Below are 17,930 nucleotides of genomic sequence, written 5' to 3' on the forward strand. Positions count from 1 at the left end.
AGCCTTGATTTTTTTGTTACTTTTTTGATCAAGCAAAAAAGTAAGAGCCCTTCGGCGGCCAGCCGAGGCAAGCCAAGCGCAGCGGGAAACCCCCTATCTGCCTAGCGGCACCTTCCCCGAAGGGCGTGTCATAAGAACTTTTCGCAGTTAACAATTAAAAAAACACCATACCATAGGTCCTGAATCAAGTTCAGGATGACGATCGCTTAACCCACCGTTCGTGGAATGAGGTATAAAAAAACTTCGGTTGATAAATCACCAACCGAAGTTTTACTAATTAAGCAACCCTTTAATTCCAACCACCACCTAACGACCGATACAAACCAACCACAGCATTCAACTGCTCGGTTTTAATCGAAGTAAGCTCGAGTTCACTTTGCAATAAATTACCCTGCGCCGTAATCACCTCTAAATAATTTGCCATACCACTTTTAAATAACAAACTTGCATTTCTTGAAGCCTGTTGTAAAGTCTGTGCTCTTTTTTCAGCAATGCTGTATTGCGTTTTTAATTTCTCAACCTTGGTTAACTCATCCGAAACCTCCCCTACCGCAGTAATTACCGATTGGCGAAATTGAATGACCGTTTTCTCTCTGTCTATTTTCGCTAAAGCTAAACTAGATTTTAATTGACCTCTCTGAAAAATAGGCTGTGTAATTCCGCCAGAAACTATCCCGAATAAAGATGCAGGCATACTGAACCAATTACTTGCCTTAAATGAGTTGATACCGCCACTGGCCGTTATCACCAATGAAGGGTATAAATTCGCTTTTGCCACGCCAACCTTTGCATTCGCTACATCTAAAGCCAATTCAGCTGATTTAATATCAGGCCTCCTGCTTAATAAAGCAGAAGGAAAGCCAGCATTTAAATCTTTCGGAATGGTCATTTGGTCTAACTTGCTAAGGCGAATAATCGACTTAGGTAATGTCCCGATTAATACACTCAAGGCATTTTCCTGCAAGGCCACATTTTGCTCCAGGCGTGGAATTAAACCTGCCGCATTTAATTGTTGTGCTTCAGCTTGTTGTATGGCCAAAGAAGTTACCTGACCGGCATCAAACTGTAATCTGATTATCCTTAAGGTACTATCATTCAGCATCAGGTTTTTCCTTGCAATGTCCAGTTGTGCATCAAGCATGAGTAAATTGTAATAACCCTGTGCAACATTGGCCACTAAACGGGTTTGAATTGCTTTCCTTGCCTCTCCGGTTTGCAAAAAACTGGCTAAAGCGCCAGCTTTCTGATTGCGGATTTTACCCCAGATATCTGCTTCCCAAAGTACACCAAGGTTAGCATTATAATCTTCGATATGGGTAGATCCCGTAAATTGGTTTAAACTTAGGCCGTTTAAACTATTGTCAGACGGGCGACTTGAACTCCCCGTAACCTGCAACTTCAATTCTGGTAAATAACCCAGTTTAGATTGTTTAAATAATACTTCAGCAGCATCAATATTTTTCAATGCGATTTGCATATCGTAATTGCGAACCAAGGCAGTGTCAATTAAATTTTGGACCGTAGGGTCATTAATAAAGCTCTTCAAAGGCAAATTACCGATACTGGAAGAGTCTTGTGGCACCAAGTTTCTAAACATTTGAGGTGCCAAACCACCTGGCAAAGCCAGGTTTTGAGAAATTGAACATCCGCTCCAGATTATTGCAAAAAGCACGATGCTTAAAAGATTAAACCGTTTCATAAGCTATATTTTTTACAGGTTCTTCATGGTGAACAACCTCATTTGATTTAGAAATTTTTTCTTGTAAAGCCTGGAAGATCACAAATAAGACAGGAATGATAAACAGGCCTAATATTACACCAGAGATCATCCCGCCGGCAGCACCAATACTAATGGAATGGTTACCTTGTGCCGATGGGCCTGTAGCACCCATCATTGGGATCAAACCAACCACAAAAGCAAGCGATGTCATGATAATTGGGCGCAACCTTAACTTGGCTGCCTCTAATGCAGCAGCAACTAAAGGTTGTCCGGCTTTTCTTCGCTGAATGGCGAATTCCACGATCAGAATCGCATTTTTGGCCAGCAAACCAATCAACATAATCAAGGCTACCTGCACATAAATATTATTCACAATTCCAGTTAACCCAATCGCTACAAATACGCCAAATATTCCGGCAGGGATAGATAATAGTACTGCAAATGGCAAGATATAACTTTCATACTGTGCAGAAAGCAGGAAGTAAATGAATACCAGGCAGAGCAAGAAAATCACGGTAGATTGCCCACCAGAAGAGATTTCTTCACGTGTTTGCCCGGAGAACTCATAGCTGTAACCATCTGGCAGCTGCTTCTCGGCCACTTCTTCAATTGCTTTAATAGCATCACCAGAACTAAAGCCCGGTTTAGGAATGGCATTTATTGAAATAGAGTTGAATAAATTATACCGCGATGCCGTTTCTGATCCATAAATTCGCGTTAGTTTTACCAAGGTATTAATTGGCACCATTTCGCCACGATTGCTTTTTACAAACACGCGATCTATAGCTGACGGATCTGCACGATCCTGTACATCTGCCTGAACCACCACGCGGTAATATTTACCAAAGCGGTTAAAATCTGATGCCTGCACACTCCCAAAATAAGTTTGCATACTTTGCAGGATATCTTTTACGTTAACCCCCAATTGATCCGCTTTCTCATCATTAATATCCAGTTGCAATTGCGGATAATCGGCCTTAAAACTGGTAAAGGCTACGGCAATTTCCGGACGCTTCATTAACTCTCCAATAAATTGCTGAGAGATGCCACTAAATTTATCAAGCTTGCCACCCGTTTTATCTTGCAAAACCATATCCAAAGCTTCTACATTACTAAAACCCGGAACAGTTGGAAAACTAAATACGAAGAAACTTCCGCCAGATATTGCACCTAATTTGCCACGAACCTGGTTCATAATTTCATCGATATTCTTAATTGAACCTCGCTCTTCATTCGGCTTTAGCAATACAAAAACAACAGCTGATGACGGACTGGTAGAATTTGTTAACAAGTTGAAACCCGATACGGCAGTCACATCCCTGGATGCATCTAACTTACTTAACACCGATTCAGCTTCAGTCATTACTTTCTGCGTACCATCTAACGAAGTTCCGGATGGGGTATTTACCGCAATGGCAATAAAGCCTTGATCTTCTGTCGGGATAAATCCTGCCGGGGTGGTTTTTACCATAAAAATAGTAACCAAAGTAATTAAGGCTAATCCACCCATACTTAACCATTTGTGGCGAACCAGAAACTTTAAGCCCCCTACATATCGGTTGGTTAGCGAGTTGAAACTGGTGTTAAATCCGTTAAAAAACTTCTCTTTAAAACCCTTTTTCACTTCTGGCTGATCAGCATGTGCCGCATGATTATCTTTCAAAAATAAAGCCGCCAAAGCCGGGCTTAATGTTAGCGCATTTACCGCTGAAATTACAATCGCAATAGCCATAGTAAAGGCAAACTGGCGATAGAAAACCCCTGTAGAACCTTCCATAAAACCAACGGGTAAGAACACAGCGGCCATAACCAGGGTAATGGAAATAATGGCCCCGGTAATTTCGTGCATGGCCTCATGCGTGGCTGCTTTTGGCGATAAATGTTTGTGCTCCATTTTGGCGTGCACGGCCTCCACCACCACAATCGCATCATCCACTACAATTCCAATCGCTAGAATTAAAGCAAATAAGGTTAAAAGGTTAATGGAAAATCCGAATAATTGCATGAAGAAAAACGTTCCTAATATGGCTACTGGAACGGCAATAGCAGGAATTAATGTCGATCTGAAATCTTGCAGGAAGATGAATACCACGATGAAAACCAATAAGAAAGCTTCAACCAAAGTATGTTCCACCTGTTCTATTGATTGATCCAAAGCAACCTTTGTACTATAAAAGATGTTCTTTTTGATTCCTACCGGGAAACTTTTCTCGGCTTTTGCCATCAGTTTGTTAAGCGATACCTGAATATCGTTCGAGTTTGATCCAGCCAACTGGATAATCCCGATTACGATTCCTTTTTTACCGTTTAACCGGGTAATACTGTTATAAGAATAAGCACCCAATTCTACTCTTGCCACATCCTTAAGGTGCAAAATAGAACCATCGGCATTGGCGCGTATAGCTATATTTTCATATTCTTCTGGTTTGGTTAACTTCCCTTTGTACTTAATTACATATTCAAAAACCTCTTTACTTTTCTCGCCAAACTTACCAGGTGCAGCCTCCAAACTTTTATCCTGGATGGCTTTCATTACCTCATTAGGCGAAACTTTATAGGTAGACATTTGCGTAGGATTTAACCATACACGCATCGAATAATCTTTCGAGCCACCAAAAATTGCAGCAGAACCTACCCCTGGAATCCTTTTAATTTCCGGAATAATATTTATCTGTGCATAATTCGCCACAAAAGTCTGATCGTATTTAGATTCATCTTCCGTATATAGACCAATAGCCATAATAAAACTGTTTTGTTGTTTAGCAGTGGTAACTCCTTGCTGAACAACCTCGGCTGGCAATTGACTGGTAGCCTGTGCCACACGGTTTTGAACATTTACCGCCGCCTGATCGGCATTGGTGCCCAGTTTAAAGAAAACAGTAATGGCCAAAGATCCGTCGTTACTGGCAGTAGAACTCATATAAGTCATGTTTTCTACCCCATTTATAGATTCTTCTAATGATGGTGCAACAGAACGCAAAACCGTTTCGGCATTGGCACCCGGATAAATCGCGGTAACTAACACTGATGGTGGTGCAATATCCGGGAATTGTTGTAGAGGCAGTTTGGTAAGGCCAAGTACCCCAAGTATCACCAATAAAATGGAGATTACGGTAGCCAGTACGGGCCTTTGTATAAATATCTTGAACATTTTTTATTTTATTATTTTCTTTCTTTACTTTAAGCTTTAGCCTTTCCGCTTTATTTTTTTAGCCTTAAGCCTTTGTCTTTCAACCTTTACCTTACGGCTCTCGTCATTCAGCTTTTGTCTTTGAGCTTTTACCTTTCAGCTTTTATCTTCAAGCTTCCTATTATAATTGAGCAGCTTTGTCTGATGCCTTTTCAGGTTGAATTACTTGTCCTTCCTGCAAACGATCTAAACCACTTAACACAATCTGATCGCCAGATTTTACGCCGTCTTTAATAAGGTAGTTGCTACCGCTTTTACCGATTACCGTAATTGGCATTTTACTTACCTTGTTACCCTTGTTTACCATAAATACAAATACTTTATCCTGCATTTCTATGGTAGCAACCTGAGGAATTAAAATTGCATCAGGGTGTGGTAAGCCTAAACGAATTTTACCTGTGTTTCCAGAACGTAAAATACCATTGGCATTTTTAAAAGTTGCTCTTAGGGTAATAGCGCCTGTATTTTTATCAAACTGACCATCAATCATGTCTATTTTTCCTTTAACCGGATAGGCGCTGTTATCAGATAAAAGCAATTCTACTGCCGGCAAATGGCTGATGCGATCTGCAGGGGTTTTACCCGGATAATTTGCATTGAAGCTGTTAAAATCATTTTCAGCCAAAGAGAAATAAACGTGTACTTCATGGATATCAGAGAGTTGAGTTAAAGCTGCCTGATCTGCAGGAGAAACCAAACTACCTTGTTTTTTCGGAATTCGACCGATATAACCGCTTACTGTGGCCTTAACATTGGTATAACCCAAATTTATTTGGGCAGATGCTACACTTGCCCTAGCTTGCTCTGCATTGGCCTGAGCAATTTTGTAAGCTGTTTTTGCTGTTTTGAGCTGGAAATCTGAAACCACCTTGTTCTGTACTAAAGGGGTTAACTTATCTACTTCTAACTGAGCGTTTAAAATGGCTGCTTCTGCAGCATGTAAACTGGCTTTTGCATTATTTAAAGCCTCACGATATGGGTTATCGTTGATTTTGAAAAGCGTTTGTCCTACCGTAACATAAGCACCTTCATTAACTAAAACACTTTGCAGGTAACCGCTCACCTGCGGCCGAACATCAATATCTACCGCACCCTGAATAGCAGCCGGATAGTCGATGTAAGTAGTTTGCGCGCTTTCACTAACTAAGCTCACGGGCAATACCGGTGGCGGTGGTGCAGCAGCAGCCTGATCTGGCTTGGATTTACAGCTGACCAGAAGAATAGATAATGTAGGGACAATTAACAGGAACTTAACTTTATTAAATGATTTAACACTGTTAAGTAAGATAAACAAGCGATGGATAGCATTCATATGATTAAAAATTATTGTGGATATTAAAGCCTATAAACTATTTAACACTGTTAAATAGCGGGTAAAAAAATTTTAGCTATTAATGGATAAGGTAATTCCCTTAATGGCGTCTTTTAAAATTTGTTGGTTTAGTTCGTCTGTTGTTCTTCCATTTGGACGCACCAGATTAATTGAGATTAATCCATGAATGATCGACCAATAGGTATAATACTTGGTGCAAATATCGTTTTCACATACTGGCTGTTTCTTGTACAATGCCTCAATAGCATCTCCAAGCATCGTTCCTACGGTTTCCGCCTCGTGCATTGAGCTTTTAACATTGCAGCAAACCATATCTACTCCATACATTAACTGATAAAATTCTTTATTTGCAAAAGCGAAGTTCCAGTAGGCGATCCACATGGCTTCCATTTTATCTTCGGCAGATTCATGTTTATCTCTAGCCTCACGAATATCTTTTCCTAATATCTCGTAACCCTTCCTGGTAAGTTCCAGCAGGATTCCTTCTTTATTGGAGAAGTATTCGTAAATGATTGGAGCAGTATATTCAATCTGGTCAGCAATTTTACGCATACTCAATGCCTGCCAACCTTCAGTTTGAACTATCTTTAAGGCAGCATCCAGAATTTTGGTTCTGGTTTCATCTTTTAATCGTAATATTCTTTCTTTGCTTCCCATGACTTGGAATATAGGGTGATAAATAATCTAACACCGTTAAGCAAATGTAGAATCAATTTAGAAATTGACAATCATAAAATTGTCAGATAAAAATTAATGGCGTTAAAAGAGCCTTGAAGATAGTTTTGAGCAAGAAATTTCTGCAATTATTTTTTTTGATTTTAGTTTACATTTGAATTCTGAATGAACTTTTGAAGGACGACGGTTAATGCTCATCCGTTAAGGATAACTGCTGTTAAATCTACTGAGGATTTTGGCCAAAGATCATTTTAATGCAAAAAGTGATAACGAAATACTAAGATTAGCAATTATATGCTATCGGTCATATTTCTCACCGACCGAAATAGCGATTTTATCAAAGAGATGCTTTAAAAAGAGCTGTTTCGCTTGATGAAGAACACCTAATGCAAAAAGTCGTAGCGAGACGCTACGACTAGTATTTACTTACTTATTTTACAAAAAAAATATAGAATTGCGGTTAGAAATCCTCTGATTTAAATTTTTTCATAAACGTATTTACGCTTTCCTCAATATTACCATTTTCAATTGCTTTGACGAAAGCTGTACCGATAATTGCGCCATTGGCATAAGCACAAGCCTTATCGAAAGTCTGTTTATCACTGATTCCAAAGCCAATCATGGTTGGGTTCTTCAAATTCATGTCTTTTATTCTGCCGAAATAAGTTTCGGTAGTATTGCCCACCTCCAGATTTTTCCCTGTGGTTGCAGATGAAGACAATAAATAAATAAAACCATTTGTTAAACCGTCAATTTTATGGATGCGTTCATCGGCCGTTTGTGGCGTAATCAAAAACACATTGCTTAAATTATGTTCTTCAAAATAACTCTGATAAAACTCTTCATATTCTACCATTGGCAAATCTGGCACAATACAGCCGTCAACACCTACTTCTGCACAGGCCTTACAGAAATTTTCTACCCCAAACTGTAAAACCGGATTCACATAGCCCATTAATAACACCGGAATAGTGACGTTTTTACGGAGATCTTTCAGTTGCTCAAAAAGTATTTTCAGGGTCATGCCCTGGTCTAGAGATTGTTTGCTACTGGCCTGGATTACCGGACCATCGGCCACAGGATCTGAATAAGGGAAGCCAATCTCCAGCATATCTGCGCCAGATTTTTCCAGCGCTTCGGCAATCAGCATGGTATCGCCCATGTTTGGATAACCAGCAGTATAATAAATGGATAATATATTTTTCTTCGATTCGAAGAGTTGTTTAATTCTGTTCATAATTTTAAATGGAAATGGCAAATGGAAAGTAGAAAATAGATTGCAGGCAAAACTAATTCCCATTTTTCTATTCTCTATTTTCTTATCTTATAAATTAAAATATTTAATATAAGTGTCTAAATCCTTGTCTCCTCTACCCGACAAGCAAATTACTACATTTTCGCCGCCCTTAAATTCCATTTTCTCTAAATAAGCTAAGGCATGTGCACTTTCGATGGCAGGAATAATCCCTTCCAATTGAGTAAGCAATAATCCGGCATCTAAACTTTCTTCATCTGTAATCGAAACATATTTCCCGCGACCGGTTTTGAATAAATGTGCATGTTGCGGACCAATACCCGGATAATCCAATCCGGCAGAAACCGAATGGGGTTCTACCACCTGCCCATCTTCTGTTTGCATTAAGATACTTCGGCTACCATGTAATACACCTTCTTTACCTAGATAGGTTGTGGCTGCAGAAAGTCCACTGGAAACACCTTTACCCGCTGCTTCAACAGCAATTAGTTTTACATTTTCATCATCCATAAAATGATAGAACATGCCCATAGCATTACTTCCACCACCTACACAGGCTAAAACATAATCAGGTTGGTCGCTTCCTGTTTGTGCTAATAATTGTTTTTTAGTTTCTTCTGAAATGATGGATTGGAAAATCGCCACCATATCAGGGTAAGGATGCGGACCAACCACAGAACCAATAATATAATGCGTATCTACCGGATTATTAATCCAATCTCGCATGGCTTCGTTAGTGGCATCTTTTAACGTTTTACTACCAGAGCTTGCAGGCACAACCTTGGCACCCAGCATTTTCATGCGAGCTACATTTGGCGCCTGACGCTCAATATCCACCTCACCCATGTAAATTACACATTCAAGGTTTCTCAAAGCACAAACCGTAGCAGTTGCTACACCATGCTGACCAGCACCAGTTTCTGCAATAATCCTCTTTTTACCAAGCTTTTCGGCAAGAAGAATTTGCCCGATTGTATTGTTGATCTTATGCGCACCTGTATGGTTTAAATCTTCTCGTTTTAAGAAAATATTAGCGCCATACTTCTCAGAATATCTTTTAGCCAGATATAATGGCGAAGGGCGACCAACATAATCTTTCATTAATTGATGAAATTCTTTCTGAAAATCGGCATCGTCAATAATCTTTAAATAATTCTGACGCAATTCCTCTACGTTCGGATAGAGCATCTCCGGGATATAAGCCCCACCAAAATCTCCGTAATATCCTTTTTCGTTTACTTTGTATTTCATAATATTTTTATCAAATCCGCTAGTTTAAACCAACTCTTATTTCCCATGAATGAAGTCATGGCTTATGTTTTTATTCTTTATGCTATTCCAATCCAACCAAGCCTTACCGCTTCATCCACGTAGCGCTTCAATCCGGCCTAACAAATTTTGGAGATTGCACTACTAATGCCAAAGCAGAAACTTTAATACAAAAATTTTCAGCCGATGTTTTTGTTTCTTCTTGACATCAAAAAGAAGACGCCCTTCTGGCTAGGACAATATATTTATAAACGCCTTAACCTTTTCTACATCCTTTACACCAGGCTCAACTTCAAACCTGCTATTAATATCGAGTGCATACAGTTTTGAATCTTTTATCTGCTTTATTGCTGCTGCATGCTGCAGATCAATCCCGCCACTTAAAAAATATGGCTTATCCAATTTATAATCATCCAGCATCTTCCAATCAAAGGTTTTTCCCGAACCACCATGTGCTTTTGTTTTCGTATCGAACAAGAAGAAATCAACTGCATCCATATATTCTTTCAGCACATTAAAATCAAAATCCTCATCAATACCAAAAGCCTTAATCACTTCTATTTCACCAGATATTGATTGTAACGCTGCACAATACCCTGGCGATTCACTTCCATGTAACTGAACAGCTTTAAGCTGATATAGATTTATTTTTTTCTTCACAACGTCCAATTCCTCATCCACAAAAACGCCAACCGTTTTAATTTCTGCAGGGATGTATTTAATTAATTCTGCAGAAACATCACTAATTAACCTTGGCGATTTATCATAAAAAATAAAACCTAAGTAATCAGGTCTTAATGCAGCAACCGCAGCGATATTGGCCGCCAGCTTCATTCCGCAAACTTTTAATTTAAACTTGTTCATTAGGCCACTAGCTTTTTAAAACTTTCTAATGCCTTTTTGCTTATTAAAGATTCTTCAGCTTCATAAAAACAATCGGCGAAAGATGCCGTAGGCTTGATGGTTTTAATAGCAAGGGCAGAATTACATAGCACTACATTGTTCTGAATATCTGTAGCCGCTCCATTCAGCACATCTATAAATATTTTTGCAGAAGATTCTACCGTGTCGCCACCTTTAATATCAGTTGAAGAAACCTTTTCAAATCCCATATCAGTTAGTGTTAAAATGCTTTCGCCCTTATTATTAAAAGTTTTAACATCGCAGGTTAAGGAGATCTCATCATAACCTTCTAAGGCATGCACGATCGTATAACTTTTTGTGGTATCCTGGTACAGATAGTTGTATAACCTAGCCAGTTCCAGACTGAAAACACCAACCATCTGATACTTTGGCTGCGACGGATTCACCATAGGCCCTAACATATTGAAGAACGTTTTAATGCCCAAATCTTTGCGAATTGGCGCTACAATCTTCATTGCCGGGTTAAATAGGGGAGCATGTAGAAAACAAATGCCTGCATGATCCAAATTTCGCTTTAACAAATCCTGATTATTGGTAAAAGAATAGCCTAAATACTCCATTACGTTGGAAGATCCACAACCAGAAGACACGCCATAATTGCCATGTTTCGCTACATGATAACCGGCTCCTGCAACTACAAAAGACGAAAGCGTAGAAATATTGAAGGTGTCTTTCCCATCACCTCCGGTACCGCAAAGATCAATTAGTTCAAAATCAGAAAAGTCTGCTTTTATGCCCAAATCCAACATGGCATCGCGAAACCCCTTCAATTCATCAACAGTAATATTTCGCATGGCATAGGCCGTAATAAAAGCCGCAATCTGCGAATCGTTAAATTCACCCTGAGTAATGGAAATGAGGATATTTTTTGCCTCTTCCCTACTAAAACTCTTATTCTCAAATAAATGGTTTAATATCCTTTTCATGCTGATCGGTTCTCTCCTACAAAAAATTGCAAAAAAAAAGGATTGCTTTTTGGGCAATCCTCTTCGTTGTGTATAAAATATTTTAAAATATATAACAATAGAATTTGCCTAACGAATTTCGTTATGCCACCACCAATTGTTATTTAAGTTTTTAATTATCATGTTTGTATAGAACAAATATTGATATACTTTTTTATAATTCCAAAATCTTTCTAAAAATATATGGCTTTCTTTCGAAGAAAAGTACAGTTTAATGATGATTTGGGTTTCGGCTCCACTCCCGTGATCAAAAATCAGCGCGTTTTAAATACTGATGGCACGGCGAATGTTGAGCGAACGGGCTTACCATGGTTTAAATTCGACGATACTTACACCCGGTTAGTGAGCATGAGCTGGCCTCGTTTTTTTCTGATCATTTTAATTACTTACTTAATTGTAAACACACTTTTCGCTATCGCCTATAATGTAATTGGAATCGAAAATCTTAATGGTGCAAAAGGCATTACGCTTCGGGATCAGTTTTTTGATGCCTTTTTCTTTTCTGCACAAACCATCTCTACAGTAGGTTACGGCCATATTTCTCCGCAAGGTTTCATCACCAGTGTGCTAGCCGCTTTCGAAAGTATGTTGGGGTTATTGGCTTTTGCACTTGCCACGGGTCTTCTTTACGGTCGTTTCAGCAGGCCAACTTCTAAAGTCTCCTTCAGTAAAAAAATGGTGATTGCGCCTTATCAAAACCATACGGGTTTGATGTGCAGACTGGTTAATCTTCGCAAAAATTCATTGATAGATATTGAAGCACAAATGTTTATGACCTATAATGAAACTATTGACGGAAAACTTAAACGTAGTTTCTATCCGCTGGAATTAGAACGAAGCAAAATTAGTATACTGCCGCTCAACTGGACAATCGTTCATCCCATTACAGAAGACAGTTTATTATTTGAGAAAACGATAGAAGAATTAAAGGTTGCTGAAGTGGAAATTGTGCTTATTTTAAAAGCTTTTGATGATACTTTTGCGCAAACAATTCATGCCAGAACCAGTTATCAGGATGAAGATATTGAATGGAACTCGAAATTCGAACTGATGCATTACCATAACACAGCAGGTAAATTGGTTCTGGATTATAGTAAATTAGATGAGATAGAAAAAGCGGGTGTTTGATCTCTCACTGCACCCATTTAAGAACGTCAAATGAAACTAAATTAATTGATTTTTTCCATTCCCTAAGTTGCTTCTGAACACCCAGCGTAAATTCTATTTCCATAAATCAACAACAGCTATTTTAACTGTTTGCCCATTTTCCACTTGTTTGATGCATTCATCAGGTGTTTTTTATTCGCAATTGATTGACTCAGGTAAGATGTGGAATCTTGTTCTGCTTATTTAAAGGTAACATTCAAAGCCATAAGAATCGCTTTAATTGTGGATCATTGCTTTTTATCTGAAATTGTTTTCTGAATAAATTCCACAATCTCCTGATACAAGTCATTCCCACCAAATATCATTTGACTGATCATAGGTACATGGCTTTTGCCTTTAATTTCCTTCATCACTACAGGCACATGATTTGCCTTCAATTTTTCGTACAGTATGGGTGTTTGAATTTTGATGGCTCTATAGGTTTTCTCACCATAGAAAAGTAAATGTGGATTTTTAATATTTCCGGCATAATGCATAGGGGAAGCGATTTTCCAAACGTCTGGTTTCGTGGTAAATGTCCTCATGAAGTCGTAATAAAAATGGTCCTTTTCTGCTGTAGTGAGGTATTCAAACAGATCAAGGCCAAATGGATCGTTCAGAATTACACCTTTAATCGGATTTTTGAGGCCTACTTTTTTGAAATACTGCGGATCGGCGTTAATCAGCTCGCTTAAATGCGCACCCGCCGAATGCCCCATTACGAAAATCTTCTCCGCACTTGCCTGGTAAGTGCTGATGTTCCCTTGCACCCATTTTAAAGCTAAAGCACAATCTTCTGCCATTTTGCCGTATCGCGCATCAGGCGCCAGGGGATAATTTATAATTACCGTAACGATTCCTTTTCTGGCGAAATTTCTGCCTAACCACCAATATGTTTCCTTCTTTCCGCTGCTCCATGATCCTCCATGAATAAAAACCAACACCGGTTTATCTGCTACTCCATCGTTTTTATAAAAGATGTTTAGCGTATTTTTGATCTCAGTATTCCCTGCGTAATTAATATTTTTAGCCGTTTTTACTTGAGCAGAAGATATTATGGCTTGAAACAAGAGCATTACTAAAGCGAGTTTTTTAAGCATACAAATAATTTTTCTATCAAAATAAACGGAATTGTGAAGATTGTGGATTTTTGGGTTTGGGAGTAGTGAGTAGCAGGTAGTGAGTAGCAAGTATTGAGTATCAAGTAGCGGGTATCAAGTAGCAAGACTGGTTGCTTAAAGTCAATAAACCGTTTACAACCGCATGCTTCATTTGATAAGCGTGCAGCAGAAATAAAAAAGTAATTCGATATTCAACTTTGGTTCTACCTCTCTGGGCTTTTAGCTTTAGTCTTTAACCTTTCCGCTTTGGTCTATTTTCTTTTAGCTTACCTTCCAATTAACGGATTCTTCTCTTTAGCGAGCAAATCGAATACCTTTTTATCTACGAAAGCTGGGAACAACTTATTCATCCAAACCGCCAATTTACCTTGACCTGTCATGATTAACGTCCGTTTACGCTGTTCGATTCCGTTAGCAATTCGGCTGGCCACTTCTTCTGATGACATCATTTTACCTTCATCCATACTGGTTTCGCCATGTGCAACACCATCTTTAGACAATGCAGTAACGCGAATGTTAGATGCCGTAAATCCCGGGCAAGCCAATAGTACATTTACGCCAGTATTTAGTAATTCTGTTCGCAATGATTCGATGAAACCATTCATGGCGAACTTCGAAGCTGAATAACCTGTTCTTCCCGGCAAACCTCTGTAACCTGCAATAGATGAAACGCCTACTATAGAGCCTTTAGTCTTTAATATCTCTGGCAAAGCATATTTAGTACAATAAACGGTTCCCCAGAAATTTACATCCATCAGGTTTTTCAACACGGACAGATCCACATCATTAAATAAAGCACGCATCGATAATCCAGCATTATTTACTAAAACATCAATCTTTTGAAAAGAGACTAAGGTTTGCTTAATGATCAATTCGCAATCTGCCTCTTTACTTACGTCAGCCTGAACAGCAACTGCCCTAATCCCGTATCGTTTTTCTAAATCGGCAGTAATTTCGCAAAGTGTTACATATTGACGGGCAGCCAAAACTAAATTTGCTCCTCGTTTAGCAAATTCCTCCGCACAGGCTTTACCTATTCCGCTGGATGCACCAGTAATGATGATGACTTTATTTTTGAGTTTCATTTTTTTGTGTCTTGTTTTTAGTATTGAGTAGTGAGTATCGAGGGGGGGATGCTTGGTGGTGGGGATTAAGTAGTGAGGATCAGGTATCAAGAGGGAATGCTTAGTAGTGGGTATTAAGTAGTGAGTATTAAGTAGTAAGTATCAGGTATCAGGATTGGGTACCTGTTCATTTCTATTGTATTATTTATTTGGGACTTCCGACTCGAGACTTTCGACTTCAGACTCTAAACTCCTAAACTATTTCATCATGGCTGTCTCATAGGGTACGCGGGTGATGATCGAACGACCAAGCGTAATTTCATCAGTATATTCTAATTCACCTCCAAAAGCAATTCCGCGCGCAATGGTAGTTACCGGAACGTTATATTCTTTTAAGCGTTTATAGAGATAGAAAAGTGTGGTATCGCCCTCCATGTTCGGACTAAGGGCAAGAATAATTTCTTTGATTCCGCCGGCTGCCACTCTGGAAACTAATCCATCAATGAACAGATCAGTAGGCCCAATTCCATCCATCGGAGAAATTAATCCACCTAATACATGATAAACACCAAAGTACTGTCCGGTATTTTCAATCGCCATTACATCACGGGTATCTTCTACCACACAAATGGTTTCTTTATCACGCTTCAATGATGTGCAGATTTCGCAAACTGCAAAATCTGAAATATTATGACAAATGCTGCAGTGTTTGATCTGTTGTTTAAGCTTTATAAAAGTATTGCCAAACTGGTTCACTTCCTCCTGTTCTTTATTTAAAAGATGTAACACCAAACGTAAAGCCGTTTTTTGTCCCACACCAGGTAATTTAGAGAATTCGTTTACTGCATCTTCAAGCAGTTTGGATGAAAAATTCATGGCACAAAAATATGAAATAGTTGTTTGGTTTTTTAGTGCTTTTGTTTTTTAGTTATTTTGTGACGGTACTGAAAAAACTAACCATCTAACCACCAAAACAACTAACATTAATTTCTTACATTTAGCTGCTTAAAACAAAAATATGTCGCCAACTATACTTTTATGCTTCCTAATTGGGTACTTTTTATTGCTGATCATCATTTCATTTGTAACATCTAAAGGTTCATCGGATAATGCCTCATTTTTTATCGCCAATAGGAACTCTAAATGGTATCTTGTAGCCTTTGGGATGATTGGAACGGCACTTTCTGGCGTAACATTTATTTCCGTTCCAGGAGAAGTTGGTGCCCCCGCCGGAAACCAGTTTCAATATTTTCAGTTTGTTTTAGGTAATGCTGTCGGCTTTATCATAATTGCAACAGTGCTGTTGCCGCTCTATTACAGAATGAGGCTAACTTCTATTTACAGCTATATAGAACAACGTTTAGGGTATTTTAGTTATAAGACTGCAGCATCGATTTTCCTATTGAGCAGAACATTGGGCTCCGCCACCAGACTATACCTGGTAGTGATTGTTTTGCAGCGATTCATTTTCGATAATTACGGCATTCCCTTTTGGCTTACTGTATTAATTTCCTTAGCATTGATCTGGTCTTATACTTTTAAAGGTGGATTAAAAACCATCATTATTACCGATACCCTGCAAACGTTTTTCCTTGTCTTGTCGGTATTTTTAACTATTTATTTCATTTGTAGTAGTCTGAACTTCGACATCCCGCAGGCTTTTGAAACCATTAAAAGCAGCAGTTATTCAAAGATTTTCTTTTTAGATGAGTTTTTAACCAACAAGTTTTATTTCAGCAAACAATTTATCGGTGGCATATTTGTAACCATTGCCATGACGGGTTTAGACCAGGATTTGATGCAGAAAAACCTGAGTATGGGTACAATAAAAGAAGCACAAAAAAACATGTTTACCTTTACGGGAGTATTCGTAATTCTGAATGTATTCTTTTTAAGTGTTGGTGCATTATTGTATATTTTCGCAGCAAAGAACGGCATTGATATTCCATTGGATCACTTTAGTGGAAAACCGAGAACAGACTTACTTTTTCCTGAAATTGCGTTGAATAATTTAGGTGCGATACCAGCTATTATATTTATGCTGGGTTTAACTGCAGCCACCTTTGCGACAACCGATTCGGCACTAACAGCACTTACCACTTCGTTTTGTGTTGATTTTTTAGGCATGAATAAGGCAGAAAATGTAAATGCTAAAGATGCGGTAAAAAAACGCCACACTGTACACGTTGCATTCTCTATCCTGATGTTTTTGGTAATTATCGTAATCAACGCTTTAAATAGTTCATCAGTAGTGAGTTTAATTTTCACCATTGCCTCTTACACTTACGGACCGCTTCTTGGATTATATAGTTTTGGATTGTTTGTAAAAAAACGCGGTTTGCATGATAAATTAGTGCCGATAGTTTGCATATTATCGCCTTTTTTATGTTACTTGCTTTCAACGTACTCCACCAAATTATTAGGCGGTTACGTTTTTAGTGTTGAATTGATTTTAATTAATGGTTTAATCACATTTATAGGTTTGCTTTTTATCAGCAAAAAAACTGATGCACAAACCAAATTTTAATATATAGCATACAGTACATATGACGAGTGAAGAAAAAATTAGAAGTGCCTTTGAAAATAAAGATTGGCAAGAAATTAAAGTAACAGATTCCTGGCAAATTTTTAAAATAATGGCCGAATTTGTCGACGGTTTTGAAAAGTTAGCGAAAATCGGTCCCTGCGTAACCATTTATGGCTCAGCACGTACTGCAGAAACAAATAGATATTATCAACTGGCCGAGCAATGCGGCAAACTTTTAACTGATCGCGGTTATGGTGTAATTACCGGCGGTGGGCCCGGTATTATGGAAGCTGGTAACAAAGGCGCATACAACAATGGCGGTAAATCTGTGGGTTTAAATATCGAATTGCCGTTTGAGCAGTTCCATAATAAATACATTGATCATAATAAATTATTAGAGTTCGATTACTTTTTTGTGCGCAAAGTGATGTTTATGAAATACAGTCAGGGGTTTGTTGTGCTACCTGGTGGCTTTGGTACCATGGATGAACTTTTCGAGGCCTTAACTTTAATTCAAACTGGTAAAATCGCACGTTTCCCTATTGTGCTTTTGGGTAAAGATTACTGGAGTGGTTTAATTGACTGGATTAAAGGCACCATGTTGCAGAAGGAACACAATATCCATGAAGAGGATCTGAATTTATTTAGACTGGTAGATACAGCAGAAGAAGCAGCAGAACACATTTTCAGGTTCTACGATAAGTATGTATTGAAACCTAATTTTTAAATAGATTAAAGAAC

14 protein-coding genes are annotated in these 17,930 nt (G+C 38.5%); 3 read left to right on the forward strand and 11 right to left on the reverse strand.

Annotated features, from left to right (window positions below; translation table 11 throughout):
* Positions 1-289 precede the first annotated feature (289 nt).
* From SOM16_RS15975 to trpD, 8 genes are all read right to left on the reverse strand, one after another.
* Positions 290-1,699 carry a TolC family protein gene (locus tag SOM16_RS15975; protein ID WP_320465000.1) on the reverse strand — a complete coding sequence of 470 codons (1,410 nt, stop codon included), beginning with the start codon at positions 1,697-1,699 and terminating at the stop codon, positions 290-292.
* Entirely contained in the window at positions 1,686-4,871 is a 3,186-nt protein-coding gene (locus SOM16_RS15980) for an efflux RND transporter permease subunit (RefSeq protein WP_320465001.1), read from the reverse strand. The genes SOM16_RS15975 and SOM16_RS15980 overlap by 14 nt, the downstream gene beginning before the upstream one ends.
* Positions 4,872-5,031: 160 nt before the next feature.
* Entirely contained in the window at positions 5,032-6,222 is a 1,191-nt protein-coding gene (locus SOM16_RS15985) for an efflux RND transporter periplasmic adaptor subunit (RefSeq protein ID WP_320465002.1), read from the reverse strand.
* A gap of 72 nt (positions 6,223-6,294) precedes the next feature.
* Positions 6,295-6,900 (reverse strand): TetR/AcrR family transcriptional regulator, encoded by a 606-nt coding sequence (locus SOM16_RS15990; protein WP_320465003.1) that lies wholly within the window; start codon positions 6,898-6,900, stop codon positions 6,295-6,297.
* Positions 6,901-7,378: 478 nt separating this feature from the next.
* The gene (gene trpA, locus SOM16_RS15995) at positions 7,379-8,155 is read right to left on the reverse strand and encodes a tryptophan synthase subunit alpha (protein WP_320465004.1); all 777 of its coding nucleotides are present in this window, start codon (positions 8,153-8,155) and stop codon (positions 7,379-7,381) included.
* Between the two features lie 87 nt (positions 8,156-8,242).
* Positions 8,243-9,424, reverse strand: coding sequence for a tryptophan synthase subunit beta (gene trpB, locus SOM16_RS16000; protein ID WP_320465005.1), 1,182 nt, complete (start codon positions 9,422-9,424; stop codon positions 8,243-8,245).
* 249 nt (positions 9,425-9,673) lie between these two features.
* Positions 9,674-10,306 carry a phosphoribosylanthranilate isomerase gene (locus SOM16_RS16005; RefSeq protein WP_320465006.1) on the reverse strand — a complete coding sequence of 211 codons (633 nt, stop codon included), beginning with the start codon at positions 10,304-10,306 and terminating at the stop codon, positions 9,674-9,676.
* Positions 10,306-11,292, reverse strand: coding sequence for an anthranilate phosphoribosyltransferase (gene trpD / locus SOM16_RS16010; protein WP_320465007.1), 987 nt, complete (start codon positions 11,290-11,292; stop codon positions 10,306-10,308). Before trpD ends, SOM16_RS16005 begins: the two co-directional genes overlap by 1 nt.
* A 222-nt stretch (positions 11,293-11,514) precedes the next feature.
* Between trpD and SOM16_RS16015 the strand changes: the two genes are divergently transcribed.
* Entirely contained in the window at positions 11,515-12,459 is a 945-nt protein-coding gene (locus SOM16_RS16015) for an ion channel (RefSeq protein ID WP_320465008.1), read from the forward strand.
* Between the two features lie 266 nt (positions 12,460-12,725).
* On the opposite strand, the gene SOM16_RS16020 is transcribed toward SOM16_RS16015, so the two are convergent.
* The 3 genes from SOM16_RS16020 to recR form a co-directional block, all read right to left on the reverse strand.
* Positions 12,726-13,577 (reverse strand): alpha/beta hydrolase, encoded by an 852-nt coding sequence (locus SOM16_RS16020; protein ID WP_320465009.1) that lies wholly within the window; start codon positions 13,575-13,577, stop codon positions 12,726-12,728.
* Between the two features lie 287 nt (positions 13,578-13,864).
* Positions 13,865-14,683, reverse strand: coding sequence for an SDR family oxidoreductase (locus SOM16_RS16025; RefSeq protein WP_320465010.1), 819 nt, complete (start codon positions 14,681-14,683; stop codon positions 13,865-13,867).
* A 237-nt stretch (positions 14,684-14,920) separates the two neighbouring features.
* Positions 14,921-15,538, reverse strand: coding sequence for a recombination mediator RecR (recR, locus tag SOM16_RS16030; protein WP_320465011.1), 618 nt, complete (start codon positions 15,536-15,538; stop codon positions 14,921-14,923).
* A 142-nt stretch (positions 15,539-15,680) separates the two neighbouring features.
* Between recR and SOM16_RS16035 the strand changes: the two genes are divergently transcribed.
* Complete coding sequence (locus tag SOM16_RS16035) at positions 15,681-17,189, forward strand: sodium:solute symporter (protein ID WP_320465012.1); 1,509 nt, start codon at positions 15,681-15,683, stop codon at positions 17,187-17,189.
* 19 nt (positions 17,190-17,208) lie between these two features.
* Positions 17,209-17,916, forward strand: coding sequence for a TIGR00730 family Rossman fold protein (locus tag SOM16_RS16040; protein ID WP_154282857.1), 708 nt, complete (start codon positions 17,209-17,211; stop codon positions 17,914-17,916).
* The last annotated feature ends 14 nt before the right edge of the window (positions 17,917-17,930 follow it).

It is taken from the genome of Pedobacter sp. CFBP9032, from assembly GCF_034045265.1.
Taxonomy (GTDB): domain Bacteria; phylum Bacteroidota; class Bacteroidia; order Sphingobacteriales; family Sphingobacteriaceae; genus Pedobacter.